The sequence below is a fragment of the Streptomyces sp. bgisy130 genome (assembly GCF_057708345.1).
This window is the reverse complement of the sequence record NZ_JBYISA010000005.1, coordinates 96,149-121,304: the sequence shown is the minus strand read 5'-3', so window position 1 is coordinate 121,304 and position 25,156 is coordinate 96,149. Positions and strand designations below refer to the sequence as shown.

Here is a 25,156-nt window from a genome sequence, read left to right as displayed (position 1 = left end):
TGCCCGTATGACGCCAAGCCCCAGCGGTCCCTCCGGCCCCGGCAGCACCGACGTCCCGGACGTCGTCACCCTCGACGACGTCCGGGACGCCGCCCGGCGGCTGGCGGGGGTGGCCCACCGCACTCCCGTGCTGCGCTCCCGCACCCTCGACGCCCTGGCCGGCGCCGAGGTCCACCTCAAGTGCGAGAACTTCCAGCGGGTCGGCGCCTTCAAGTTCCGCGGCGCCTACAACGCCCTCTCCCGGCTGTCCCCGCAACAGCTGGCCCGTGGAGTCGCCGCCTACTCCTCCGGCAACCACGCCCAGGCCGTCGCGCTGGCCGCCCGGGAGCTGGGCAGCCACGCCGTCATCGTGATGCCCGAGGACTCCCCGGAGTCCAAGCGGGCCGCCACCGCCGGATACGGCGCCGAGATCGTCACCTACGACCGCTACACCGGCGACCGCGTCGCGATCGGCCGGCAGCTCGCCGAGGAACGCGGCCTCGCGCTGATCCCGCCGTACGAGCATCCGCACATCATCGCCGGCCAGGGCACCGCGGCCCTGGAGCTGCTCGAGGAGACCGGCCCGCTCGACGCACTGCTGGCACCGGTCGGCGGCGGCGGGCTGATGGCCGGCTCGGCCACCGCCGCCACCGCCCTGGTCCCCGGCATCCGCATGATCGGCGTGGAGCCGGAGGCCGGCGACGACACCCTGCGCTCCCTGGCCGCCGGCCACCCCGTCACCGTTCCCGTGCCGCACACCATCGCCGACGGCCAGGCCATCGCCACCCCCGGCGAACTGACCTTCGCCATCAACCGGCGCCTCCTCGACTCGGTCGTCCTGGTCACCGACGACGAGATCCGCGCGGCCATGAAGTTCGCCTTCGAACGCCTCAAAATCGTCACCGAACCCAGCGGCGCCAGCGCCCTGGCCGCCCTCCTGGCCGGCCACATCAGCCCCCTGCCGCCCCGCGTCGGCGTGATCATCTCGGGGGGCAATGTAGGGCTGGAACGGTTCGTGGAACTGCTGGGGTGAGGGGAGGGAGCCGGGCGGGTCGCGGGGTTCTCCTGAGGTGAGCGGCAGGGGCGCCGGGCGGGCCGCGGCGCCCTCCTGCTGCTCCCCCGCCCCCTCCCCCTCCTCCCCCTTCGGGGGGAGGGGGCGGGGGTGGGTTCGGGGGTGGGGGGAGAGCCCCGGCGTTCGCGACGACGCGCGGCCAGGGCTGTCCGACCCCGGCCGTAGAATTCACGCGTGGCAGGCAGGATCAACGATGACGATGTGAAGGCGGTACGGGACGCGGTCCCGATCGACGCCGTCGTGTCCGAGTATCTCCAGCTCCGCAACGCCGGCGGCGGCAATCTCAAGGGCCTGTGCCCCTTCCACGACGAGAAGTCCCCGTCCTTCCACGTCAGTCCGGCCAAGGGGCTCTACCACTGCTTCGGCTGCCAGGAGGGCGGCGACACCGTCGACTTCGTCATGAAGATCGACCACCTCTCCTTCGCCGAGACCATCGAGCGCCTCGCCTCCCAGGCCGGTATCACCCTGCGCTACGAGGAGGGCGGCTACACCCCCGGCCGCCAGCAGGGCGAGCGCACCCGCCTGGTGGAGGCCCACAAGGCCGCCGCCCAGTTCTACGTCGAGCAGCTCGACAGCCCCGAGGCGGAGATCGCCCGCAAGTTCCTCGCCGAGCGCGGCTTCGACCAGGCCGCCGCCCAGCATTTCGGCGTCGGCTACAGCCCGGCCGGCTGGGACCACCTCACCCGCTTTCTGCGCGGCCGCCGCTTCAGCGACCAGGAGCTGGTCCTCTCCGGCCTCTCCCAGGAGGGCCGCCGCGGCCCGATCGACCGCTTCCGCGGCCGACTGATGTGGCCGATCCGCGATATCGCCGGCGAGGTCGTCGGCTTCGGCGCCCGTAAGCTCCGCGACGACGACAACGGCCCCAAGTACCTCAACACCCCCGAAACCCCCATCTACCGCAAGTCCCAGGTCCTCTACGGCATCGACCTCGCCAAGAAGGAGATCGCCAAGACCAACCGCGCGGTCGTCGTCGAGGGCTACACGGACGTGATGGCCTGCCATCTGTCCGGGGTCACCACCGCCATCGCCACCTCCGGCACCGCCTTCGGCGAGGGCCACATCAAGATCCTCCGCCGCCTCCTGATGGACAACTCCGGCTCCGAGGTCGTCTTCACCTTCGACGGCGACGCCGCAGGCCAGAAGGCCGCCCTGCGCGCCTTCGAGGACGACCAGAAGTTCGCCGCCGAGACCTCCATCGCGATCACCCCGGGCGGCATGGACCCGTGCGATCTGCGGCTCGCCAAGGGCGATCAGGCGGTCGCCGATCTCGTCGAGGCCCGGACCCCGCTCTTCGAGTTCGCGCTGCGCCATGTCGTCTCCCGGCACAACCTCGACACCACCGTCGGCCGCGCCGCCGCCCTCGACGAGGCCGCCCCCATCGTCGCGCACATCAAAAACAGCTCCATCCAGCACGAGTCCGCCGTCCAGCTCGCCGGCATGCTCGGCATCCTGGACACCCAGTTCGTGGTCAAGCGGGTCTCCCAGCTCGCCCGCTGGGCCCGCGAACGCGGCCGGGACGGCGGTCCCGACCAGGGCCGTCAGCAGCGCCGCGGCCAGGCCCCGGCGCCCGCGGAGGCCGGCCCCGCGCCCGGCCCGCGCGGCCCGGCGCTCAACCTCCGCAGCCCCGCCCACCGCGTCGAGCGGGAGCTTCTCAAGCTGGCGCTCCAGCGCCCCGACCTGGTCTCCCCGGCCTTCGACGCCTACGGTGCCGACGAGTTCACCGCCCCGCCCTACGCCGTGGTCCGTCAGTGCATCGAGGACGCCGGCGGTGCCGCGGCCGGCGCCGCCGACCAGGCGTTCATCCCCCGGGTGCGGGAGGCCGCCCCCGACGACACCGTCCGCGCCATGGTCACCGAGCTCGCCGTCGAACCGCTGCACACCCGCCGGGATCCCGACGACGCCTACGCCGGCGTCCAGTTGGTCGCCGTCCGCCTCGCCGCCGTCAATCAGCGCGTCACCGAGATCCGCGGCACCCTCCAGCGCCTCGGCCCCCGCGCAGACCCCGAACACCTCGCGGCCGTCCAGAACGAACTGTGGGTCCTCCAGCAGTACGGCCAGTCCCTGCGCGAACGCGGCTACGCCGCCCTGTAGTCCCCGGGAGCCCGCCCCGGGGAGCCGGTCCGCGCGCCGCGCCGCCCGTAACACCCCGCGGTAGCCGTCCGGTCACGGACCGGACTCAAAAAGTGCACGCACGCCCCTCGTGGCAGGCGTGTGTCGTACTCCACACTGAGAAGCGGTGCCTGAGTCCTCGGTGCGCCGCGGGCCCGGCCGTACCCCACCGGAATCCCCCGCGGAACCACTCGTGACGTACGGGACGGACGGCGGCCCGGCCGCCACCGTGCCCGACCTTTCTGCCGCTTCAGCAGCGATCACCCTGGAGGTCGCCCCCGTGCAGACCCAGACCCTCGCCGACGCGCCGGCCGCCACGGAACACGACACGGACCCGGCCGCGGAGCCGCTCACCGTGCCGCAGCAGGCCGAACCACCCGCCGCCGAGATGATCGTCGAGGAGATCGTCCCGGAGCCGGTGCCGCGCCCCGAGGCGGGCAGCCCGTCCGCCGATCTCTTCCGCCAGTACCTCCGCGAGATCGGCCGGATCCCGCTGCTCACCGCCGCCGAGGAGGTGGAGCTCGCCCGCCGCGTCGAGGCCGGTCTCTTCGCCGAGGAGAAGCTCACCAACGCCCCCGATCTCTCCTCCCAACTCGCCTTCGACCTCGACAAGTTGGTGGTCCTGGGACGGATGGCCAAGCGCCGCCTGATAGAGGCGAACCTGCGTCTGGTGGTCTCCGTCGCCAAGCGCTACGTCGGCCGCGGGCTGACCATGCTCGACCTCGTCCAGGAGGGCAACCTCGGGCTGATCCGCGCCGTCGAGAAGTTCGACTACGCCCGTGGCTACAAGTTCTCCACCTACGCCACCTGGTGGATCCGCCAGGCCATGTCCCGCGCCCTCGCCGACCAGGCCCGGACCATCCGCGTCCCGGTCCATGTCGTCGAGCTGATCAACCGCGTGGTGCGGGTCCAGCGCCGGATGCTCCAGGAACGCGGCTACGAACCCACGCCCGAGGAGGTCGCCGCCCATCTCGACCTGACCGGGGAACGGGTCAGCGAGGTGCTGCGGCTGGCCCAGGAGCCGGTCTCGCTGCACGCCCCCGTCGGCGAGGAGGAGGACGTCGCCCTCGGCGATCTCATCGAGGACGGCGACGCCGCTTCACCCGTCGAATCCGCCGCGTTCCTGCTGCTCCGCGAGCACCTCGACGCGGTGCTGTCCACCCTCGGCGAACGGGAGCGCAAGGTCGTCCAGCTCCGCTACGGCCTCGCCGACGGCCGCCCCCGGACGCTGGAGGAGATCGGCCGGATCTTCGGCGTCACCCGCGAACGGATACGGCAGATCGAGTCCAAGACCCTCAACAAGCTCCGCGACCACGCCTTCGCCGACCAGCTCCGCGGCTACCTCGACTGAGACCGGCCGGCCCCGGCACCGCCCGTCCGGCCCCGCACGCCCGGCCCGGCCAAGCAACAGCCCCGCCCGTCCGACCCCCGCCCGGGGCCTCACGCCTCCCGCTGGAAAGCCCCCGGATAGGCCTCGTCGCGCACCGCCGCGTACTGCTGGCGTACGGCCTGGCCGACCGCCAGCTCCTCACCCGGCTCGAAGACCTGGCTCGCGGCGGCCGGCCACTGCGGGGGATCGACCCAGGCGGGCCCGCTGCCCGTGCCGGACTCCGCGCCGCCGGCCGGGGTGAGGGTGCCGTGCGCCACCCCCCAGGCCCAGGCCGCCTGCCGGGCCGCGCCCAGCGCCGCGTACTCCGCCGGCTGCGGCACCACGACCGGCACCCCGAACAGCGCCGGCGCCACCGCCTGCACCGCGAACAGCTCCGCCGCCGCGCCCAGCAGGAACACCCGGCGCACCGCCATGCCCCGCCCCCGCAGCACATCCAGTGCGTCCGCGAGCCCGCAGAGCATGCCCTCCACGGCTGCCCGCGCCAGATGCTCCGGCTTCATGCTGTCGCGCCGCAGCCCGTGCAACGACCCGGCGGTATGCGGCAGATGCGGGGTCCGCTCGCCCTCCAGATACGGCAGCATCACCATCCCGTACGCACCGGGCGACGACTTCATCGCCAGCTCGGACACGCCCGCCAGATCCGTCCCCAGCATCTCCGCGGCCCCGCGCAGCACCCGTACCGCGTTGCTGGTGTGCACCACCGGCAGATACCGGCCGGTCGCGTCCGCGAACGAGGTGATCGTGCCGCTCGGGTCCACCAGCGCCTCGTGATGAATCCCGAACACCGACCCCGAGGCGCCCAGCGACACCACCGCGTCGCCCTCCCCGACGCCGAGCCCGAAGGCGGCGGCCATCGTCTCGCCCGTACCGGCGGAGATCAGCAGCCCCTCCGGGGTGAACCCCGCCGTCCCCGACGGGCTCAGCAGCTCCGGCAGCCGCACCTGGTGGCCCAGCGCCAGCTCCACCAGATCCGGCCGGTACGACTCGGTCGCCGCCGACCAGAAACCGGTCGCCGAGGCCCCGCCACGGTCCGTCGTCCGCCGGGCGGGCCGCCCCAGCAGCTGCCACGCCAGCCAGTCGTGCGGCTGCATGACCTCCGCGATCCGGGCCGCGTGCGCCGGCTCGTTACGCGCCAGCCAGCGCAGCTTGGTCACCGCATGGGTCGCCTGCGGCACCGCCCCGACGGCCTGCGCCCACGCGGTACGCCCGCCGAGCGAGTCGATCAGATCCGCCGCCGCGCTCTGTGCCCGCTTGTCATTGCCGACCAGCGCGGGCCGTACGAGATTCCCCTCGACGTCCAGCGGCAGCAGACCGTGCGGCTGCGCGGCGACGCCGATCGCCTGCACCCCTTCGAGCAGCCCGTGGCCCGCCGCCTCCCCGAGCGAGATCAGCCACGCCTGTGGATCGACCTCGGGCCCCCTCTCGCCGGGGTGCGGCGCGTACCCGCGCCTGATGACGGCGCCCGTGTCCGCATCGCAGACGACGATCCGTGTGCTCTCGGACGAACTGTCCAATCCGGCGACTATCCCCATGGCCTCAGATGATGCCCCATACGACGCATAGGAGCAGCGTCAGGGCTTACCCGGGGAACACCCCTAGGGCCTGTCGTGTGGTTCAGGCCCTAAGTGTTGCTCGTGCCCCAGTCGTCCTCGTCGGAGCCGCGCTGGTCGCGCAGCGAGCGGACCCGGTCGGTGACGGAGGCCGGCAGCCGGTCCCCGACCTTGGCCGATACCGTCCCGAAGGCCTTCGACGCCGCCTCGCGCCCGGTCAGCGCGGCCGACTCGGCGGTGTTCCGGACCGCGGGATTCTGGGAGATCCGCTGGGCGGCCTTGCGGAGCTGCTCGTACCGTTCCCGGCCGGCCCGTGAGCCGAGCACATACCCCGTGGCCAGTCCCGCGATGAACGTGAGCCGGTAGCGCATTGCTCCACCCTTCCTCTCGTCGGTCCCGTCCGGTGCCGGTACGCACCGGAGTGCCGGGCTGTGCCGCGCGCCTACCCTCCGGGGCCGCAGATCACCCGAGGTGACCTGAGGCGATACCGATTGGCGGAGCACCCCCCTGCTTGCGCTAATGTATGTGTCGCAGCGAGCGCGCGCCGTCCGGAAGACCGGTCAGCGGTGCATTCGAGGCACACAGAGCAATCCCCTGTAGCTCAATTGGCAGAGCAGCCGGCTGTTAACCGGCAGGTTACTGGTTCGAGTCCAGTCGGGGGAGCTCGGTCCCCTGTAGCTCAATTGGCAGAGCATTCGGCTGTTAACCGGAGGGTTACTGGTTCGAGTCCAGTCGGGGGAGCAGAGAGAACGAGGGCCCCGCAAGGGGTCCTTTTTCTTGTGCCATGGAACCGAACGGCCCGTGATCGAAGTCCTCTTGGGCGTGCGTGGTCGCGGGTCGGCCGCCCTCACGGGCAACAGATCGTATGAGCGGCTATGCTGCGGCAGACGGCGCGCACAAATGTGCGCGCCGCGCCGTGGGGGGCGGTAGCTCAGCCGGTTAGAGCAGCGGACTCATAATCCGTCGGCCGTGGGTTCGAGTCCCACCCGCCCCACCGCAGCACCCAGGGGGGAGAACCTTTCTACCTGGGACAGGACAGACAGCAGGGCCGCCACGCGGATGTGGCGGCCCTGCTGCGCCTTCCGGACCAACGTGCCGTATGTGTCCCCGCGTGCTCATCATGGTCATCCGCGGCCGTCCGGCCGTCAGGAGTGCGGTGCGGAAGGGGAAGGTGAGGGCGATGGAGCTGTTTCCGGCGATCCCGTATGGCGAGTGGCGGGACACCAAAGAGACGGTTCATCGCTTTGCGCAGGTGGTCGGGAAGGTCCGGCTGGCTGCCAGTGCGCGGCGCAATCACTGGTGGAATGTGCCGTTCCATCTCACCGGGCGGGGCATCACCGCCCGGCCGATGGGGCAGCTCGACGGCAATCCGCTCTTCACGATCGACTTCGACTTCGTGGGGCATCAGCTGGTCGTGGCGGTGCTGGACGGCCGGGCGGTGTCGTTTCCGCTGGCCGGGCGGTCCGTGGCGGCCTTCCACGACAGCCTTATGGACGCGCTGGCTGGACTGGGGATCCGGGTGCGGCTCGCCGTTCCCAGGCCGTTCGACCTGCCCGACGCCGGACGGCCGTTCGCCGAGGACACCGAGCACGCGGCCTACGACCCCCGGCACGCCCAGCGCTACTGGCAGGTGCTCAGCCAGGTGGCCTCGGTGCTGGAGGAATTCGCCGCGGGCTATGAGGGGAAGGTCAGCCCGGTGCACCACTTCTGGCACACCTTCGACATCGCGCACACCCGGTTCTCCGAGCGGCGGGTCGAGCAGCCGCGGGAGACCGACCCGGTGACGCGGGAGGCGTACTCCAGGGAGGTGATCAGCTTCGGCTTCTGGTTCGGGGACGACGGTTTCCCCGAGCCGGCGTTCTACTCGTACACCGCGCCGGAGCCCGCGGATCTGGCCGCTGAGCCGCTGCGGCCGGCGGCGGCGCGGTGGGTCGCCCGCGGGCAGAGCCATCTGGCCGTGCTGCGGTACGACGACGCCCGTGCGGAGGCCGATCCCCGTGCGGCCGTGCTCGACTTCTACGAGAGTGCCTACCGTGCCGGGGCCGGGCGGGCCGGGTGGGATGTCGAACGGCACCGCTGTGCGGGCGGGGTGACGGATCCGCAGTTGTAGGGCGGTCGGCCCTACCGGTTCCCGGCGGGGCGAGGGGCGCGACGAGTCCCGGCCCGTAGGGGCGGTCTCAGATCACTGGAGGGCGGCCGAGTTTCGTCATCCGCCACACCGTGCGCCAGCGCAGCGGACGGCGGCGGCCGCACGGGGTGCGTACCCCCTCCGCGAAACCGGCGGCCCAGGCGCGCAGGCCCGCCACCGAGGGGCTGCGGACGGCTGTCAGGGCGGCCCATACGCCGAGGTAGAGGGGGATCAGGACCGCGGGGAGGTGCCGCCTGGCGAGCCAGACGCGGTTTCTGGCGACCATGCGGTGGTAGACGGCGTGCCGGGTGGGTGAGGTGTACGGGTGCTGAAGCACGAGCTCCGGGGCGTAGCGGATGTGCCAGCCGTCGTCCAAGGCCCGCCAGGCCAGGTCGGTTTCCTCGTGGGCGTAGAAGAAGTCGTCGGGCCAGCTGCCGATCCGGTCCAGCATCGGTACGGACAGGGAGTGCCCGCCGCCCAGGAAGGTGGTGACCGGACCGCCGCGTGCCGGGTCGCCGGCCCGCAGGCGGGGGACATGGCGGCGCTGTGTGCGGCCCCGCTCGTCGGCGATGCGGAAGCTGACGATCCCCAACTCCGGCTCGCGGGCGTGCAGTTCCGCCAGCCGGCTGAAGACGTCCGGGCTGATCAGCAGGCCGTCGTCGTCCAGGTCGACCACCACGTCGACGTCCCCGAGCTTGCGCAGCTCGTCCAGGGCGACATTGCGGCCACCGGAGACTCCCAGGTTCTCGCTCAGCTCGACACCGACGGCGCCGTGCGGCAGCGGGGGGAGCGGGGAGCCGTTTCCGATGACCACGATGTGGGCCGGCCGGAGGTCCTGCTTGGCGACCGAATCCAGCAGCGCCCGCAGTTCGGCGGGACGGTTTCCCATGGTCAAGATGGCGACGCCTACGCGCAGATGACGCACAGAAGTTTGCTCCGTTCTTGGCGGTCTTGTCGGGATGCTAGCCGCCGGGGGCGGCGACTGTGTGCCACGGCGCTTCCGCGGCGACATCCGGCCGTTGAACGCTGGGGAACGCCCTCGCCGGGGCCGGGAGCTCGCGGATGCCGGGTGTGCCGGACCGGCGCACCATGGAAGGACCGGGGGGTTGCACGGATGCCCAGGGGGTGGACGGAGGAAGCCCTCATGATGGAAGTCAAGACGGTCGACAAGCCGGATGAACGGCGCGACTTTCCCCGGGGTCACCTGGAGGCCCTGCACCTCACCGGACTGGACTTCGCCGTGGCCACCTTCGAGCCCGGCTGGCACTGGACGGAGTCGGTAGGCCCGATAGCCGGGACCGACAGCTGCGAGGTGCACCACAACTGCTTCGTGGTCCAGGGCCGGATGCGCATCAGGATGAACGACGGCGCGGAGTCCGAAGTGGGACCCGGCGATGTCTTCGTCTGCCCGCCCGGACATGACGCCTGGGTCGTCGGGGACGAACAGTGCATCGTGTACGACTTCGCGGGCCAGATGGCGAAGGACTACGCGAAGGGCTAGGAGAAGCGCTGGGGGAGGGGTTAGGAGAAGGGCTGGACGAGTCGGGCGGGCAGAGCAGGCAGAGGCCGGGAGTGACCGCGCGGGGGGCGGGGACGCTGTCCGACCCGTGGAGCTGTCCGGCCCGTATGGAGCGAGGCCGGGGCGTGGTGTGCGCCGCCGCGTCGGCCGGCCGGGTGGCGTGTGCTTCGCCACGTGGATCCGGATGTCTAGGAACGCGCTCGGTGGGCAGGGGTGCGGGACGGTCCGGCGTGCGGAATACGTCACGGGTTGATCCCGTTGCCGCAGCCGGAGACCGTGTGACAAGCGTCGACAGACCGGAAGCAGGGAAACAGGCATGAGCACCATTGAGCTCACCAAGGAAAACTTCGACGAAATCGTCTCCGGCAACGATTTCGTCCTGATCGACTTCTGGGCCGAGTGGTGCGGGCCCTGCAAGCAGTTCGGCCCGGTCTTCGAGAAGTCCTCCGAGACGCATGACGACCTGGTCTTCGCCAAGGTCGACACGGAGGCGCAGCCCGAGCTGGCGCAGGCCCTCCAGATCCAGTCCATCCCGACCGTGATGATCGTCCGGGAGAACATCGCCGTCTTCGCCCAGCCCGGCGCGCTGCCCGCGGAGGCCCTGGAGGACGTCATCGGCCAGGCCCGTGCGCTGGACATGGACGAGGTCCGCGCTTCGGTCGCCGAGGCCCAGCAGAGCGAGCAGGCCCAGGCCGAGCAGGGACAGCAGGCGCAGGGCTCGTGAGCGACCTCCTTCTGGTCCGGCACGGCGAGACCGAGTGGAGCAGGGACGGCCGGCACACCAGCTGGACCGATCTGCCGCTGACCGCCACCGGTGAGGAGCAGGCCCGCGCACTGCGGCCGCTGCTGTCGGACCGGAAGATCGGGCCGGTGTACGCCAGCCCGATGCAGCGGGCGCTGCGCACCGCCGAGCTGGCGGGCCTCGCCCGTCCGCAGATCGACGCCGACCTGCGGGAATGGGACTACGGCGGCTATGAGGGCATCGCCACCGCCGAGATCCACCGCGACCGGCCCGGCTGGTATCTGTTCTCCGACGGTGTCGCCGAGGGCCCGCCGGAGCATCCGGGCGAGTCGCCGGAGCAGGTCGGGGCGCGCGCCGACCTGCTGCTGGCCCGGATCGCGCCACAGCTCGCCGCCGATGACGGCGATGTGGCGCTGGTCGCGCATGCGCACTTCCTGCGGGTGCTGGCCGCCCGCAGGCTCGGGCTGCCGCCCGCCGCCGGGGGCCTCTTCACCTTCGAGACCGGGGCGGTCGGCGTCCTGGGGACCGAACACGACCGGCCCGCGGTGGTCGCCTGGAACGCCCGGAGTCGGTGAGCCCCGCTCCTGTGAGCCGGCTGCTGCGAGCCCGGCCCCTGTGAGCCCGGCTCCCGTGTGGGTGCCGCCGCCGGCGCGCTACGGATCCATCGGATCGAGATGCAACGGCTGCACCTTGCCCTCGATCATGGCGCCGAGCCCCATGACGGCACAGGTGTCGGGGTGGTCCGCGGTGTGTACCGGCATGTTCGTGGCCTGGTGGATCATCGGCTCCAGGCCGGGGATCAGGGCGCTGCCGCCCGCGAGCACGATGCCGCGTTCCCCGAGGTCGGCCACCAGATCCGGCGGGCAGCGGCGCAGCACGGCACCGATGCCGTCGAGGATCGAGGTCAGCGGGGTGGTGATGGCGTCCCGTACCCGCTCGGTGTCGACATGCACGGAGCGCGCCATCCCGCTGATCACGTCCCGGCCGTGCACCTCGGTGGAGCCCGGGGTGACCCCGTCGCCACCGGAGAGGATCCACTGGAGCGGGCGTAGGGCCTGGCCCGCCAGCATCAGCTCGTGGTGCAGCCGCAGATGCTGGACGACCGCGTGGTCGATGGCGTTGCCGCCCACCGGCACGGTCTCCGCGGCCACGATCGAGCCGAGGGAGAGCACCGCGACCTGCGTGGTTCCGGCGCCGCACACCACGATCATGGTGGCCTCGGGCTGCTCCACCGGGAGCCCGGAACCCACCGCGGCGGCGACCAGGGTGTCGACCAGCTCCACCCGCCGCGCCCCCAGCCCGGTGAGCGTCTCCACGGCGGCCCGCTGGGCGAGCGGCTCGCTGCCGTACGGGAGACAGACCGCGGCCCGCATCGCCGGCCGGCGCCGCCAGGACTTGCGCAGCTTGTCGCCGACCAGGGTCCGCAGCAGCCGCTGGGCCATGTCGATATCGACGATGGTGCCGTTGGAGACCGGGCGCACCACCCGGATGTAGTCGGGGGTGCGGCCGTCCATCACCTCGGCCTGGGCGCCGACGGCCAGCAGCGCCCCGCTGCGGGTGTTGATGGCGGCGACGGTCGGTTCGTCGACGACCAGCCCCTGGTTCTTCACATACACCCTGGTCCGGGCCGCGCCGATGTCGATGGCGGCCGAACAGCGCCGCAATTGGGCGAGGCTGATGGTCATGGGTGATTCCTCCCCGATGGGCCGGTATGGGCGGAGCGGTCGCGCGGCCGGTTCGCAAGGACCGCTCGTGCGCCATCCTCCGGTCGTGGAGAGGCCGCCGCCTGCTGGAAAGGTCCGCTCGGGGGACGGGGGCGGGGTGGTTGCGGCGAAGGGGTGACGAGGCCCGGAAGGCCGGTGTGGCGGGGCCTCAGCCGGCCAGTCGTTGGTACAGCCCCCAGGTGAATTCGGGGACGATGTTCTGCGGGGTGCCGTCGGGGCCGGGCGCGGTGCACGCCAGCCGCCAGCGGGTGGGGGCGCTGCCCTCCATGGGGCGGGCCGGGGCAAAGGCCCGGGCGACCTCGTCGACGGTGCAGGACCAGGGCCGGAGATCCGTGGTGCTGCGCAGGTCAGGGGCGGTGGCGCCGGGTGCCCGGACGAGCCAGGCGTTCCAGACGACGTCCCGGCCGCCGGTGAGGACCTCGAACCGCAGATCGGGCCAGAGCGGCATCGGCCAGGTCAGGGCCTCGCAGCGCAGATCGCCGATGCGGCGGGGAGTGACGGTCTCGGGGGTGCCGAGCAGCGCACGATACGGCCGGCTGCCGCCGGGCGCGCGCGGGGCGTGCATCCGTGCCTGCCAGCGGCGGTTGGCTTCGCGCATCTCGGCGCGGGAGACGCCCAGGGTGCGCAGTGCCTCCTCGACCAGGCCGGGGTGGTGGTCGGCCATCCGGCGCAGCAGGACGACCTGGAAGGCGACCGGTCCGGGCAGACCGGAGGGGGCGCCGGAGCCGCCGCGTGGGTCATTGTCCGTGGTGTGGTCCATGAGGGACATGGTGGTGGACGGCGCGGGATACGGGGCGGCCGGGGCGCTCGCCGTCGGGGAGGAAGAGCACGGAGTTGACGTAGCGGCGGTGCGGGGCGAGGGAGCGGCGCAGCAGCCCGTGCTCGGCGACCTGGCAGGTGCGGGACTGATGGGCGGGCAGATCGAAATCGGCCAGCGGCAGCCAGCGGTCGTGCGGCAGCACCCACCCGCGGTAGCCGTGCGCGGCCGTCCAGTCCAGTACGGGGCCGAGCGGCTGGATACGGGTCTCCAACTCGACGAAGAGCGCAGGGAGTTGGCGTTCGACGGTGTGCGCGGCGCCGCGCAGCACCGCCAGCTCCGCGCCCTCCGCGTCGATCTTGATGAGGGTGACGGACGCCAGCCCCAGCGCGTCCAGCGGGAGGCAGGGCACGTCGAGGGCGGCGGTGTGCAGCTCCCGGCGTACCAGCGAGGACACCCCGCGGTCGCCGCGGCCGCCCGGGGGCAGCCAGAGGGTGGCGCAGCCCGTGTGGTCGGTGGCCGCGGCGGACACCACCTCGACATGCGGGGGAGTGACCGAGGAGAGCAGACGGGCCAGGTGGGGGACCGGTTCGAGGGTGACCACCCGGTCGGCGCGCCGGGCCAGCCGCCGGGTCCACGGGCCGTACCACCCGCCGACGTCCACGGCCGTGCCGCCGGGCGGGCAGAAGTCGGCGAGCCGCCGCAGCTCCGGTTCGAACCGCGGATAGAGCCCGGCCACCAGCGCCGACACCAGCCGGCCCGGCAGCCGGGGCCCCAGCCGCGCGGCGAGCGTCACGACCCCGGTTCCCGGTCCGCGGGCCGGACCGGCGCGCGGGTGTGCTCGGCGTCGCTGAGCTGCTCGCCGGACGCGGGCAGCAGCTGGGGGATGCCGTCGAGGATCGGATAGCGGCGGCGCAGCCGGGGGTTGTAGAGGGCGTCACCGGGGGCGAGCAGCGTCAGCGGGCCCTTGTCGAGCGGGCAGACGAGGATCTTCAGCAGCGGGTCATCGGGCTTCATCGAGCGACTCCGGGGTTCCGGTGGGCGGTTCGGGGACGGGCGGGTCATGGCGGGGCAGGGCGAGCAGGACCGCCACGGCGACGGCGGTGCCGCCCAGCCGCAGCGCGCGCCGCAGCGGATCGGCGGGCAGCGGCTCACCGAACGCGACGGTGCCGCAGACGACGGTGAACACACAGGTGACGGTGGTGCAGACGGGGACGATCACGGACGCCCGGCAGCGTTGCAGCGCGGTCTGGGACAGCACCAGACCGGCGGCTCCGGTGACGAGCAGCAGGTACGGGTAGGGCGAGCGGAGCAGCCGGCCGGCGACGGCCGGGAGGTCGTGGGGAGCCAGCAGACCGGAGACGCCCTTGATGGCCAGCGAGCTGACCCCGTAGAGCAGACCGACGGCCACCCCGTAGGGGACACCTGCCGTGGGCAGCCGGTGGCGGCGCCGGGCACGGCGTTCCGCCGAGCGGTACAGCAGCAGGCCGACGGCCAGTGACGGCACCGCGATCAGCAGCAGGGTGGCCGGCGGCGCGGTACGGGCGACGGCCCCGGCGTCCTCGCCCTGGAGGGAGGCGATGACCAGCACCAGCGCCACCAGGATCGCCACGATGCCCTGCCGCTCCCGGCCGCTGGTCCGCTCGCCCAGCACCACCGAGGACAGCAGCAGCAAGAGGACCAGGCCCGAGACGAAGAGGCCCTGGGCGGCGGCCAGCGGCAGGGTGCGGTAGACGGCGAGCTGGGCGGCGAAACCGGCGGCCAGGGCGAGCGAGCCGGCCAGCCACAGCGGACTGGACAGCAGCCGGCCGACGACCCGTAGGGGCTGCCGGGTGCTCAGCGCGGGCAGCCCGGCCAGGGCGCGCTTCTCCAGCACGAAACCGGTGCTGTACAGGACGTTGGCGAGCAGCGCGGACGCCACGCCCCACCACGGCACCGCGCTACTCCCCCGCCCGGCGGGCATGGGCGAGCAGGATCGAGGCCAGCGACGGGACCCGGCACGCGGCGCGGTCGAGGGGGCGCAGCGGCCGCGGCACATCGTGATACGGCGCACCGGCGATCCGTACGGCCTCGAAGCCGGATGCCGCGAGGAAGCCGCGCAGGGCACGGGCCGTGTACAGCCGCAGATGGCCGACGACCTGGGTACCGGGCCGGCCGTGGATCCCGCGCATGCTCACCTCCGAGAAGACGGGCTGGACCCCGGCGAGCAGCAGCCCGCGGTTGTACCAGGCGGCGAGGTTGGGGGTGGAGAGCATCAGATGGCCGCCGGGGCGCAGCACCCGGCGCAGCTCGTCCAGGGCGGCATCGGGATCGACGAGATGCTCGATGACCTCGCTGAAGAGGACCGCGTCGGCGGAACCGGTCGCGAACGGCAGCCCCCCGTCGGCGAGTTCGCCGCGCACCGCCCAGGGGATCCGGGTCCGGGCGCGGCGCAGGGCGTCCTGCGACCAGTCGACGCCGACCAGACGGTGACCGGTGAGCAGCTCCGCCGCGACGGCCGCCGCCGAACCGTCGCCGCAGCCGACGTCCAGGATGGTGGCGGCCGGAGTCCCGGTGCGTACGGGCCCCAGGGCACGCGCCAGCAGCACCGCCTGCCGCCGGCTGCGGGCGGCGCCGGACGCGACCGGCACGGCGGGGTTCTCGTAGAAGTCCCGCAGCGCGGCGGGGGGCCGGGTCACCGGGCCGCTCCGCCGGCCGGGGGCGGGGCCCAGGCGGTGGCGGCGAGGGAGGAGCGGAACAGGTCGCCGAGCCGGGCGCCGGCCGCGTCGTCCAGGAGGGCCGGGGACCAGCGCAGTGCCAGCTGGATCCGGCCGGCCACGGAGACGGTGGTGACGGTGAGCCCGCGCGGCATCCGGGCCGGGGCGGAGAACCACACCGCGGTCGGCCGGCCTGCGTCCCCGAAGTCCAGCGGGTAGGGGATCCGGCCGATGTTGGACAGCAGCGTGGTGGAGGTCCAGGGCGCGGCGGCGCGGCGCAGCGTACGGGTGACCGCGCCGCGCAGCCCGACCGGGAGGACAGGCGCGGTCAGCATCGTGGCGTAGAGCCCGAGTTGAGGCCCCGGGGCGGCGGCCTTGAGGGCGCGGGTACGGGCGGCGGTGCGGCGCAGCAGCCGCGCCACCGCGTCCGGATCGGGCGGATCGGCGGTGAGCGGCCCGGCGTCCCGGCGCTCCTCGGGACCGAAGCCGACCGACACCAGCCGGGTGCCGTTGCCAATGGGCATCCCGGCATCGCGCGGCCGGTCGTCGACGGGCATGGTGACGACGATGGGGGCGGCGGCTGTGGCGTGGGGGTGGGCCGGGGCGTGCAGTCGGTTCCAGCGGGCGACCATCAGCCAGGTGGCGACCAGGAGTTGGTCGTTGACGGTGTAGGGCGCCGGCTGGGCGGGAGTGCGTGGGGGGCGGGCTGGGATTGGGAGCTCGGTTAGGAGCATGCCGTTGCCGGGGTGGGTGGGCTTGCCGGGCTGGGGAGCGTTGCCGGGAGCTGGGTTCGGGGCCGGGGCCGGGGCTGGGTTGGGGGCGGGGGCGATTCGTGCCGGGCGGGCGAGGCGGGGGCCGGGGGCCGGTGCCTGGTCGGCGGGTGGTGGTTCCGGACGGGGCCCGGGGGCGCGTACGGGGGCGGGGGCGGGGGAGTTGTCGGCGCCGCCGTAGAGCTCGGCGGCGGTGGCCAGCACCCGTAGACAGGCCGGCCCGTCCAGCGCGGTGTGGTGGAGGGTGAGCAGCAGCACGGTGCCGCCTGCCGTCGCCCCCTCGATCACCTCCAGCCGTACGGGAGGCGAGGCGTCCAGCGGCGGACAGTGGTCGAGCGCGCGCTGCCGGGCGCGGGCCAGCGCACCGGGGCCGGGCGGCGGGAAGTCGACCGGGTCCACGTCCGGGGCGGCGGTGAGCTGCCAGCGGTAGCGGCGGTGCCACCAGCGGACCGGCGCCTGCCGCATCAGGATGCGCGGATGGCGGGCGAGCGCCCGGTGGAACGCGGCGCGCAGCCGTACGGGGTCGACCCGGCCGGGGAGATGCACCTCGATGTGTACGGTCTCCGGCTCGCCGTCGTCCAGACAGTGCCGGGAGATCTCATCGACGACGGGGAAGGGGAGGCGGGCTACGGCGCTGCCGCGGCTCTGCTCCCCCCCACCCCCGAACCCACCCCCCGCCCCCTCCCCCGAAGGGGGAGAGGGGGAGGGGGCGGGGGAGAGCTCGACCGGGCTGTCGGGCGAGGTGCCACGTCCGTCGGGCGATGCCCCACGTTCGTCAGGTGGTTCGTGCCGGGCCGGTTGCAGTGCGGTCATCGGGTGGTGTCCTCCCCGCTGTGGTCGGTCGGCGGTGCGGGGCCGCGGTCGGCGGGTGGTACGGGCTCGCTGTCGGCCGGTCGTACGGGACCGCCCGGCCGAGGCCGGTGCCGCTCGGCCCAGTTCGGGCCGGCGCCCGGTGTCCGTCCCCGGGCCACGATCGGACGCCCCACAGCGGCCGGGCCGCCGTCCCCGTCCCGCACGCGGTGCGGAAGTGGCGGCGGCGCGGACAGTCCGGGCGGGTCAACTGCGCCGGAAGGTCCGGAAGGTCCGGAGGGTTCGGACGGCCCGGACGGCCCGGGCGACCCGGACGGTCCGGACGGCCCAGCCGAAACCTCCCCCGGCCCCTCCGCCCCCGTCCCACCCGCATCCGCATCCGCCCCCACCACAGGCACCGACCCCCGCGACGCCCGCCCCCGTACGGTGACCACCGCCGCGGCCAACGCCAGTAGTGCCAGGGCCTGCGCGGTGGCGCTGAACGCGCCCTTGCCGGCGGCGTGGGGTTCCCCCGCGCCGAGGGCCGCGACGGCTCCGGCGGTGACCATCGCCGTCAGGGCCAGCGGGACGAGGAGGTGTGGCCGGAAGTACGCCAGGAGTGCCAGGGCCGGCACGATCAGGGCGTAGGGGCCGGAGGCCAGGGCCAGTACCGCGGTCAGTGTCACCACTCCCAGCACCCAGGACGGGGCGGGTGGCGGCGGTGCCGGGAGTGGCGGGGTGCGGGGGGTGCGGCGGACGAGGGCGGAGAGGAGCAGGAGCGCCACCCCCAGGGCGCCGCCCGCCAGGCCCAGGTCGTAGGCGACCGCCGGGGTGTAGGAGAGCTCGATGGTGCCGCCGGCGCCGGCCGGGACGAGGAAGGCCTGTTGCCAGCCGTCGACGCGGAGCGGGGTCAGCCGTCGGCCGTGGAGTGTGGCCTGCCACCCGTCGTTGGCGTTCTCGTGCATCTGGAGGTAGACGGCCCGGCCGGCGCCGACCGCGACGCTGCGGCGGTCCCCCGACCAGTCCCCGGCGGTGACCTTCCGCACCGGGCCGGCGGACCGCAGCGCCGCCCCGCCACCCGCGGCGGCAGATTCCCGCGCCGCCCCGTCGCCCGCGGCGACAGATTCCCGCCCCGCTCCGCCGCCCACGGCGCCCGCATCCCCCGTCGCCCCCCGTCGCAGCGTCACATCCGTCAGCGCCAGCGGCCCCTGGTCGCCCGCCTCCACCCGGTGGCGCCCGGGCGGCAGGTCCAGGCGGCCGTCCCGGGCCGGGCCGGCGCACAACCGCACCTCGACGGGGCGGCGTTCGGTGAGGTCGCGGACGTAGCCGGTGGCCTCGGTGGCGTGCAGGACGCCGTCGACGGCGAGCATCGGGCCCTGGCCGCAGCCGAGCGAGAAGCGGGCGTCGGCGGCGGGCCGCGGGGTGCGGTAGGCGTCGAGTGCGGGGAGGTGGATCTCGCTGAGGCCGACCGGGAGTTGGAGCGCCTGGCCGGCGACCGGGTTGTGCAGGGTCAGCGGCTTGACCTTGCTGATGGTGAGGTCGAGGCGGTCGGTGGTGATCGGGTCGAAGCGGGCCTGGCCGTTCTCGTCGACGCCCGCGGTGGCCGCCCCGTCCGGCGAGTTGATCAGGATCTGCTCGGGCCGGGTGGCGAGGCCGCCGGCCGCGGCCAGCACGATCTGGTCGATCTTCTTCTTGCCGGGCCAGCGCAGATGCACGGTGGGCCGGTCACCGGCGATCCAGGCGGTGGTCAGATCGCCGTCGACGAGGTTGCGGGGGCTGAGCGACGGGCCGAAGCCGAAGGCGGTGGAGTCGGCGGTGGCGGTGATCCGGTCCCGCTGTTCCGGTGCGATGCGGTCCAGGAGCCGGTCGAGTTCGGGGCCGGGAACGGCCAGCGCCTGGCCGGAGATGCGGTACGCGGCGGCGGGGCCGGTGCGGAACTGGCGGTGCAGCCCGGCCTCGGCGGAGACCGGGGAGAGGCCGCCCGGGTCGCTGCCGCGGTGCAGCGAGACGACCTCGGCGGGCGCGCCGGAACGCTCGGCGTCGGTGGGGAGTTGCAGCAGCCGGGTGACCTGGACGCCGGGGACGGAGATCTCCCGGAAGCCGGCACCGGAGAGCCCGGCGCGCGGTGTCTGCGAGCCGAGGATGGTCACCTTCAGCCAGGTCGCCCGGCCGGCCGGGGCCTTGACCCGCTGTGGCGTCCCGTCGGGGCGCAGGGTGTCCTCCGTGGTGCCGCGGTCGGTCTGTATCCGTACGGAGGTCGGGGCGGCCCGCAGCCCGTCCCCGGGCAGCGGGGTCAGGGACAGGGCGGACGGGAGGGTGACGGGCCGGGGGAAGGCGATCCGTACCCACTGGCCTATGGGGTTCGCGGCGCTGCCTTCCGCCCAGGCGGTGTCCGGGTCGCCGTCGAACGCGTGGACCGGGTCGTACTGCGGCAGCTGGAAGAGCCAGTTGCCGCTGCTGGAGGCGGTGACCGAGGACGCGCCGCGGAGCACGGCGGTGGTCTGGTGGCCGGGGCCGGTGGTCGGCAGGATCTGCCGGGGCGGGCGGCCGGGGTCCTGGACGCTGTCGGGATGGTTCCGCTCGCCGGCCGTGTAGGTGTACGAGGTGTTGCTGTTGACCAGCCCGAAGCGGGTGTCGGCGCGGCGCAGGCCGTCGGCGGTCAGCTGGAGCGGCGGGGTGCCGAGGCCGGGGTGGCGGTCGCCGGTCAGCACCGTGGCGCGGCGGCGCAGCGCGGGGTCGGCGGACAGCTGGAGGAGGGCTTCGGGGCCGCCGCTGAGCTGCGCGGTGTCCGCGACCGCCCGGGTGGTGACCGGGCCGGGCGCGGGGGTGTCCTGCGGCCGGTAGATCTCGACGGCGCGCTGCCGCGGATAGAGGCCCTGGACCTGGAGGGGTGCCCCGGAGGGGATCCGGCCGCCGGTGGTCAGCGGGCCGAAGGCGGCCACCTTGCGGTAGCCGGACGCCTGGAGGGTGCGTTTGACGGTCTGCGGCGGGACGTAGCCGATCTGGTCCGGGTCGAGGTCGTTGCGGACGACCACGTCGTGCAGTCCGGCCCGGCCCAAGTAGTCGCGCAGGCCGGGGACTTGGGAGCCGGTCAGCAGGGCCTGTTCGACGGCGTCCAGGGTGCGGCGGGCGCCGGGGGTGCCGAACGGGACGAAGTCGCGCTGGGCCCAGGGTGAGGTGGCGAGGACATCGAGCGGCTCGTCGATGGGGGAGCCCCAGGTGTAGATGCCGTGCGCGGTCGCCGGGACGACCAGCGCGCGGCTGTGCGGGGAGTTCTTGTGGAGCCAGGCCGCGGCCCGTTGCCAGGAGGCGGGCAGCTGGGTGAAGGCGCCGGGCTGGAGCACGGTGCCGGTGAGGAAGGGCAGCGCGAGGGCGGGCAGCACGAGGAGCGCCGTCACCAGCGGGAGGCGCCGGCGGGCGGGGATCCGGCGGGTGCCGCGGTGTTCGGTGGCGACCGCGAGCAGATGCGCCAGGCCCAGGGTGAGCGCCAGGGCCAGGCCCGGGGTGAATTTGTAGATGTTGCGGAACGGGCGCAGCCAGCCGTTGAGCCAGTCCTGCCACAGCCCGTGCAGCGGCCCGCCGAGCGCCCCGCCGTACCCGGCCAGCGCGATCACCGCCACGGCCAGCACGGTCAGCAGCAGCCAGCGGCGCTCGGGCAGATCCCGGCGGGCCAGCCCGGCCAGGCCGAGCGCCGCGGCCAGCGCCGAGCCGAGCACCGCGAGGGGCCGGGCCGTCAGGGTCCAGCCGGCCGGCAGCCAGGGCTCGCCGAAGTGGAGGTAGCCGACCCAGTTGCCGGCGCCGCGCAGCAGTTCGGTGGCGGACATGGTGGCGGTGGTGGTGTCGGCCTGCTCGATGTACGGCATGAAGTTCTCGCCGTGCAGGCCGAGCAGCAGCAGCGGCACCACCCACCAGGCGGTGGCCAGGACGACACCGGGCAGCCACCAGGCGAGCAGCTTCGCCCGGCGCGGCCCCGTACGGGAGAGCAGATACAGGCCGGCGGGCAGCAGCGCGGCCAGCGTCGAGGCCGCGTTGACCCCGCCCATGAAGGGGATCAGCAGCGCCGAGCGGGTGGCCGCGATACGGGCGCGGGCCTGCGTGTCGGTCAGCGGCAGCAGCACCCACGGGAGCAGGGCGCCGGGCAGCGCGGCGGCGGAGGTGGAGCCGATGACGAGGGTGAAGGTCGGCCACAGGGCGTAGCAGGCGGCGGCCAGGAGCCGGGCCGGCGGGGTGCCGACGCGGAGCCGTTCGGCCAGCCGCAGCGCACCCCAGAACGCCGCCGTGACGATCAGCGACATCCACAGCCGCTCGGCCAGCCACACCGGGACATGGGCGAGGTCGGCCAGGCCGTAGTAGGGGAGGGTGGGGAAGGCATAGCCGACGTACTGGTCGGCGATGCCGCCGAGGCCCGCCCGGTCGTGCCATAACTGCCCGAGGTCGGCGAGGAACCGCCACGGGTCGGTCGTCACACCCAGTTTGGTCTCGAACGTCATCTTCCCTGGCGAGGGCGCGAGGAAGCCGGCCAGCGCGAGCGCCCAGAACGCGAACAGCCAGCGTCTGCGCCGGGGCCGGTCGGGCGGCGGCGCGGGGGCGGGTGTCGGCCGGCCCCCGTCCTCGGGCGAGCCGGGGGACGGGAGGGGCCTCAGGGTCTGGGTCATGGCAACCGCCGGAGGATGAGGAGGAGGTTCCAGGTGGCGACCTCCCGGACGCCCGGGAGGCGGGGGATGGCCTCGGCGAGGAACGGCGCATAGCGGGAGCGGGCGGTGACCACGGCGATGTCGTCACGGGCCCGGACCTGGCGCAGGGTGCGGCCGATGTGCACCGCGAACAGATTGACGCCCAGGGTGTGCTTGGCCGCTCGTCCGGTGCGCCGCCGGTAGCGGGCGCGGGCCCGCTCGGCGCCCAGGTAGTGCCAGGGCGCGGTCTCATGGCCGCCCCAGGGGGAGAACCAGTTGGTGAAGGCGACGTAGATCAGCCCGCCGGGGCGGGTGACCCGGATCAGCTCGCTCAGGAAGGTCTGCGGGTCGGCGACATGCTCCAGGACGTTGGAGGAGAAGCAGATGTCGGCGGCGCCGTCGGCGAGCGGCAGCAGATAGCCGTCGGCGAGCACCGCGCCCTCGGGCGGCGGGCCGTGCGCGGTCAGCTCCGCCGTATCCGGTTCGAAGAGCCAGCTCCGGGCGCCGCGGCGGCGGAACTCCGCGGTGAAGTAGCCGCTGCCGCCGCCGACATCGGCGACCACCGCGTCCCGCAGCGGTGCATACCGTTCGATCTGGTCGGCGGCGTCCCGGGCGAGCAGCCGGTAGCAGTGCCCGGGGTCGGTCCGCTCCCGCAGAAACGCCCGGAACAGGGCGGCGGACCTGCGCAGCGAGGGGTCGCGCACCGGGCCGTCACCGCCTGGGGAGCGGGTCGAGGGCGGCTTCCGCGGCGACCGCCCGGAAGCTCTGCACCGTATGGCTCCACCGGAAGCGGGCGGCGCGCCGTTCGGCGGCGCGGCCCAGGGCGTCGCGGCGCCGGGCGCTGAGCGCGAGGGTGCACCAGTGCGCGGCGAACGCGCTCTCACCGCGGGCCAGCAGCCCCGTCGTGCCGTCCTCGACGGAGTCCCGCAGGCCCGGGATGTCGAAGCCGACGGCCGGGGTGCGGCGGGCGGCGGCCTCCATCACCACCAGCCCCCAGCCCTCGACGAGCGAGGGATGCAGCAACAGCCAGGCGGAGCTCAGCAGTTGGTGCTTGCGCTCCTCGGAGACATGGCCGGTGAAGGTGACGCCGGGCCCGGCCATCGCGGCCAGCCGGGCGCGCTCCGGGCCGTCGCCGACGATCACCAGCCGGCCGCCGGTCACCGGCCGGACCCGCTCCCACAGCCGCAGCAGCAGATCGATGCGCTTGTACTCGACCAGCCGCCCCATCGCCAGGAACAGCGGCTCCGGCGCCTTGGCGGCCAGCGGGCCGGGCTCCGCCACGCCGTTGTACACCAGGCGGATCCGCCCCGCGTCGACACCGAGGCCGCGCAGCGCGGACGCGGTCGAGCCGGAGACCGCCACCATCAGATCGCGGCGGTGCGCACCGGCCAGCGCCCAGTGCTCCAGGCGGCGGCCGAGCCGGGCGGCGGGCCCCGGGCAGCGCAGCCGCCACAGGTCCGTATGGACGTGGTTGACCAGGCACAGCGTGGGACCGCGGTGCCACAACGGCGCGAGGTACGGCATGCCGTTGCAGACCTCGACGAGCAGATCGCAGGGGCCGACCCGGCGCGCCAACTGGCGGGGCACCCGCAGGAAATGACCGGCGTCGCCGCCCGCGGACACCACCCGGTAGCCGCGGGTGGGGTCACCTCCCTGCGGCCCGCCGCACAGCAGGGTGACCTGGTGCCCGTGGGCGGCGAGCCCCTCGGCGATCCGGTCCACCAGCAGCTCGGAGCCGCCGGCGGCGGGGTTGCCCAGATCGCGGCGGGCGAGGAAGACGATCCGGCGCGGCAGCGGCGGCCCCGAGCCGGGTGGCCCGGACGCCGAGGGGGCGGGCGCTGCGGGGGGCGGGGACGGGTGTGCGTACGGGGGCATCTGCGATCCAACTCGTCTCAGGGTGCGGTACCGGCGGTGGGGGACGTACTGCGTACTGAGTCGTGCGGGCCGTGCTGCCTCATGCGGTGCCAGGCCGCGAAGTGGCGCTGTGCTGTGGTGGAGCGGAGGTGCGCTGCGGTGTGGTGGCGCGGTGCTGCGGTGCGGTGGACGTGCACGGCGGTGAAGCGGAGGTGCGCCGACCGGAAGGCCGGTGGTCCGCGTGTGGGGTGGACAGTTTTCGCCCGCCCCGTGACCCGCGGCTACTCACCGGGATGACAAAAACGGCCCCGATTTGGTCTGACGGTTCATCACTTCGCTCAGGACCGGGCGGTCGTCCGCCGCCCGCGCACCACCCACACCACCCCGGCCGGCACCAGCACCGCCCCCGCCGCCGCGGCCGTGACCGGCAGCGTCCGGCCGACCAGCACCAGCTTGTCGCGGTCCGCCCCCGCCAGCCGCACCTGCGCCCGTCGCGTCGCGGGCGTGAACCGCAACCGCTCGCCGCGCAGCAGCGTCACCGCGGTACGCCGGGCGCCGGGTGCGCGCAGCGTCTTCACCGGCGAGATCACGGCATCCATGATCCGGCCGGTGCGCGGCTCGACGACCAGCTCGATACCGGAGTTGGCGTACCACTCCTCGGCCTGGATCTGGCCCTGCTCCGGCCGTCCGACGAGCCGCCCGGGGACCTGCCGGCTGCCGGTCCGGGCGGGCGGCACGGTCCCGGTGAAGCGGTAGCCCTGGAGGCCCTCGACCGCCCGCGTACCGGCGAAGCGGAGCGGGACGGCGGCGCCCAGGGTGTTGTCCCACCAGCGATGGCCCGTCTTGCGCACATCGAAGGGGAACTTGAGGTAGGCATCGCCGTCGAAGCGGGTCGGGGCCTCCGCGCAGCAGTGCACCGGCGCATTGCTGCGCCGGTCGGTGACCCAGCGCTCGGTGGTCCACTGGAACGCCCGGCGCGGGTCCTTCAGGGCGAGCGTCTGCGGGGTGTCGACCGTCGTGGAGACGTCCCAGACGGCCCGCCCGCTCTTCTCGCTCGCCGCGACATCGCCCAGTACGTGCCGGGTGATGGTGATCCGCCGGTGGTCCCGGGTCTTCAGCGCGTCGGTGTCGAAGTAACTGCCGTCGCCGGTGAAGACGGTGGTGACATCCACGTCGACCGGCGTGACCTTGGCCCGTGGCGTGACGTACCAGGCCAGCAGGGGCGCCAGGACCAGCAGAAAGACGCCGAGACCGAGGACGGCGAGCGACAGGGGAGGGGCGGCGGTGGCCGTGGTGGGGGAGGCGGCGGGCTTGCCGGATACGGGCATACGGGCACTCCTGGAAGCGGTGGGGGAATCACGCTCTGGTGCACGTGCGGGCGCCGCGGGGCGCCATGGGCCGGGA

21 protein-coding genes and 3 tRNA genes are annotated in these 25,156 nt (G+C 73.9%); 10 read left to right on the top strand and 14 right to left on the bottom strand.

Annotated features, from left to right (window positions below):
• The first annotated feature begins 7 nt into the window (after positions 1-7).
• The 3 genes from AC3EUV_RS09470 (at position 8) to AC3EUV_RS09460 (ending at position 4,511) form a co-directional block, all read left to right on the top strand.
• The gene (locus tag AC3EUV_RS09470) at positions 8-1,012 is read left to right on the top strand and encodes a pyridoxal-phosphate dependent enzyme (protein ID WP_435602636.1); all 1,005 of its coding nucleotides are present in this window, start codon (positions 8-10) and stop codon (positions 1,010-1,012) included.
• A 213-nt stretch (positions 1,013-1,225) separates the two neighbouring features.
• Positions 1,226-3,142 (top strand): DNA primase, encoded by a 1,917-nt coding sequence (gene dnaG / locus AC3EUV_RS09465; protein WP_432141686.1) that lies wholly within the window; start codon positions 1,226-1,228, stop codon positions 3,140-3,142.
• Between the two features lie 145 nt (positions 3,143-3,287).
• Complete coding sequence (locus AC3EUV_RS09460; RefSeq protein ID WP_432141687.1) at positions 3,288-4,511, top strand: RNA polymerase sigma factor; 1,224 nt, start codon at positions 3,288-3,290, stop codon at positions 4,509-4,511.
• Positions 4,512-4,600: 89 nt separating this feature from the next.
• On the opposite strand, the gene AC3EUV_RS09455 is transcribed toward AC3EUV_RS09460, so the two are convergent.
• Entirely contained in the window at positions 4,601-6,082 is a 1,482-nt protein-coding gene (locus tag AC3EUV_RS09455) for an FGGY family carbohydrate kinase (RefSeq protein WP_432141688.1), read from the bottom strand.
• 89 nt (positions 6,083-6,171) lie between these two features.
• Positions 6,172-6,471 carry a YtxH domain-containing protein gene (locus AC3EUV_RS09450; protein ID WP_432141689.1) on the bottom strand — a complete coding sequence of 100 codons (300 nt, stop codon included), beginning with the start codon at positions 6,469-6,471 and terminating at the stop codon, positions 6,172-6,174.
• 219 nt (positions 6,472-6,690) lie between these two features.
• On the opposite strand from AC3EUV_RS09450, the gene AC3EUV_RS09445 reads away from it, so the two are divergent.
• The 4 genes from AC3EUV_RS09445 to AC3EUV_RS09430 all read left to right on the top strand — a co-directional run bounded on the left by AC3EUV_RS09445 (position 6,691) and on the right by AC3EUV_RS09430 (position 8,210).
• A tRNA-Asn gene (locus AC3EUV_RS09445) sits at positions 6,691-6,763 on the top strand.
• Positions 6,764-6,768: 5 nt separating this feature from the next.
• A tRNA-Asn gene (locus tag AC3EUV_RS09440) sits at positions 6,769-6,841 on the top strand.
• A gap of 179 nt (positions 6,842-7,020) precedes the next feature.
• A tRNA-Ile gene (locus tag AC3EUV_RS09435) sits at positions 7,021-7,094 on the top strand.
• 186 nt (positions 7,095-7,280) lie between these two features.
• Positions 7,281-8,210 carry a DUF5996 family protein gene (locus AC3EUV_RS09430; protein WP_435602635.1) on the top strand — a complete coding sequence of 310 codons (930 nt, stop codon included), beginning with the start codon at positions 7,281-7,283 and terminating at the stop codon, positions 8,208-8,210.
• A 67-nt stretch (positions 8,211-8,277) separates the two neighbouring features.
• On the opposite strand, the gene AC3EUV_RS09425 is transcribed toward AC3EUV_RS09430, so the two are convergent.
• Positions 8,278-9,153, bottom strand: coding sequence for a glycosyltransferase family 2 protein (locus AC3EUV_RS09425; protein ID WP_432141691.1), 876 nt, complete (start codon positions 9,151-9,153; stop codon positions 8,278-8,280).
• A gap of 219 nt (positions 9,154-9,372) precedes the next feature.
• Between AC3EUV_RS09425 and AC3EUV_RS09420 the strand changes: the two genes are divergently transcribed.
• The 3 genes from AC3EUV_RS09420 to AC3EUV_RS09410 all read left to right on the top strand — a co-directional run bounded on the left by AC3EUV_RS09420 (position 9,373) and on the right by AC3EUV_RS09410 (position 11,064).
• Entirely contained in the window at positions 9,373-9,729 is a 357-nt protein-coding gene (locus tag AC3EUV_RS09420) for a cupin domain-containing protein (protein ID WP_387246453.1), read from the top strand.
• 334 nt (positions 9,730-10,063) lie between these two features.
• Complete coding sequence (gene trxA / locus AC3EUV_RS09415) at positions 10,064-10,471, top strand: thioredoxin (protein ID WP_432141692.1); 408 nt, start codon at positions 10,064-10,066, stop codon at positions 10,469-10,471.
• Positions 10,468-11,064: a histidine phosphatase family protein gene (locus tag AC3EUV_RS09410; protein ID WP_435602634.1), complete on the top strand. Its 597-nt coding sequence runs from the start codon at positions 10,468-10,470 to the stop codon at positions 11,062-11,064. Before trxA ends, AC3EUV_RS09410 begins: the two co-directional genes overlap by 4 nt.
• Before the next feature lie 78 nt (positions 11,065-11,142).
• Here AC3EUV_RS09410 and AC3EUV_RS09405 read toward each other — a convergent pair whose 3' ends face one another.
• From AC3EUV_RS09405 to pgfA, 11 genes are all read right to left on the bottom strand, one after another.
• Positions 11,143-12,174 (bottom strand): rod shape-determining protein, encoded by a 1,032-nt coding sequence (locus tag AC3EUV_RS09405; protein WP_432141694.1) that lies wholly within the window; start codon positions 12,172-12,174, stop codon positions 11,143-11,145.
• A gap of 187 nt (positions 12,175-12,361) precedes the next feature.
• Entirely contained in the window at positions 12,362-12,973 is a 612-nt protein-coding gene (locus AC3EUV_RS09400; RefSeq protein WP_432141695.1) for a hypothetical protein, read from the bottom strand.
• The gene (locus tag AC3EUV_RS09395) at positions 12,951-13,766 is read right to left on the bottom strand and encodes an FkbM family methyltransferase (RefSeq protein ID WP_432141696.1); all 816 of its coding nucleotides are present in this window, start codon (positions 13,764-13,766) and stop codon (positions 12,951-12,953) included. Before AC3EUV_RS09395 ends, AC3EUV_RS09400 begins: the two co-directional genes overlap by 23 nt.
• Positions 13,763-13,987: a Trm112 family protein gene (locus AC3EUV_RS09390; protein WP_432141697.1), complete on the bottom strand. Its 225-nt coding sequence runs from the start codon at positions 13,985-13,987 to the stop codon at positions 13,763-13,765. The genes AC3EUV_RS09395 and AC3EUV_RS09390 overlap by 4 nt, the downstream gene beginning before the upstream one ends.
• Complete coding sequence (locus AC3EUV_RS09385) at positions 13,974-14,906, bottom strand: DMT family transporter (protein ID WP_432141698.1); 933 nt, start codon at positions 14,904-14,906, stop codon at positions 13,974-13,976. Before AC3EUV_RS09385 ends, AC3EUV_RS09390 begins: the two co-directional genes overlap by 14 nt.
• Before the next feature lie 4 nt (positions 14,907-14,910).
• The gene (locus AC3EUV_RS09380; RefSeq protein WP_432141699.1) at positions 14,911-15,648 is read right to left on the bottom strand and encodes a class I SAM-dependent methyltransferase; all 738 of its coding nucleotides are present in this window, start codon (positions 15,646-15,648) and stop codon (positions 14,911-14,913) included.
• Positions 15,645-17,249, bottom strand: a complete 1,605-nt coding sequence (locus AC3EUV_RS09375) for a condensation protein (RefSeq protein WP_435602633.1) — start codon at positions 17,247-17,249, stop codon at positions 15,645-15,647. The genes AC3EUV_RS09380 and AC3EUV_RS09375 overlap by 4 nt, the downstream gene beginning before the upstream one ends.
• A complete protein-coding gene (locus AC3EUV_RS09370) occupies positions 17,246-21,880 on the bottom strand; it encodes an alpha-(1->3)-arabinofuranosyltransferase domain-containing protein (RefSeq protein WP_435602632.1) in 4,635 nt (1,544 codons plus the stop codon). The genes AC3EUV_RS09375 and AC3EUV_RS09370 overlap by 4 nt, the downstream gene beginning before the upstream one ends.
• Positions 21,877-22,602 carry a class I SAM-dependent methyltransferase gene (locus AC3EUV_RS09365; protein WP_432141702.1) on the bottom strand — a complete coding sequence of 242 codons (726 nt, stop codon included), beginning with the start codon at positions 22,600-22,602 and terminating at the stop codon, positions 21,877-21,879. The genes AC3EUV_RS09370 and AC3EUV_RS09365 overlap by 4 nt, the downstream gene beginning before the upstream one ends.
• Before the next feature lie 7 nt (positions 22,603-22,609).
• A complete protein-coding gene (locus AC3EUV_RS09360) occupies positions 22,610-23,773 on the bottom strand; it encodes a glycosyltransferase family 4 protein (RefSeq protein ID WP_432141703.1) in 1,164 nt (387 codons plus the stop codon).
• 317 nt (positions 23,774-24,090) lie between these two features.
• Entirely contained in the window at positions 24,091-25,080 is a 990-nt protein-coding gene (gene pgfA, locus AC3EUV_RS09355) for a cell envelope lipid trafficking protein PgfA (protein ID WP_435602631.1), read from the bottom strand.
• Positions 25,081-25,156 lie beyond the last annotated feature (76 nt).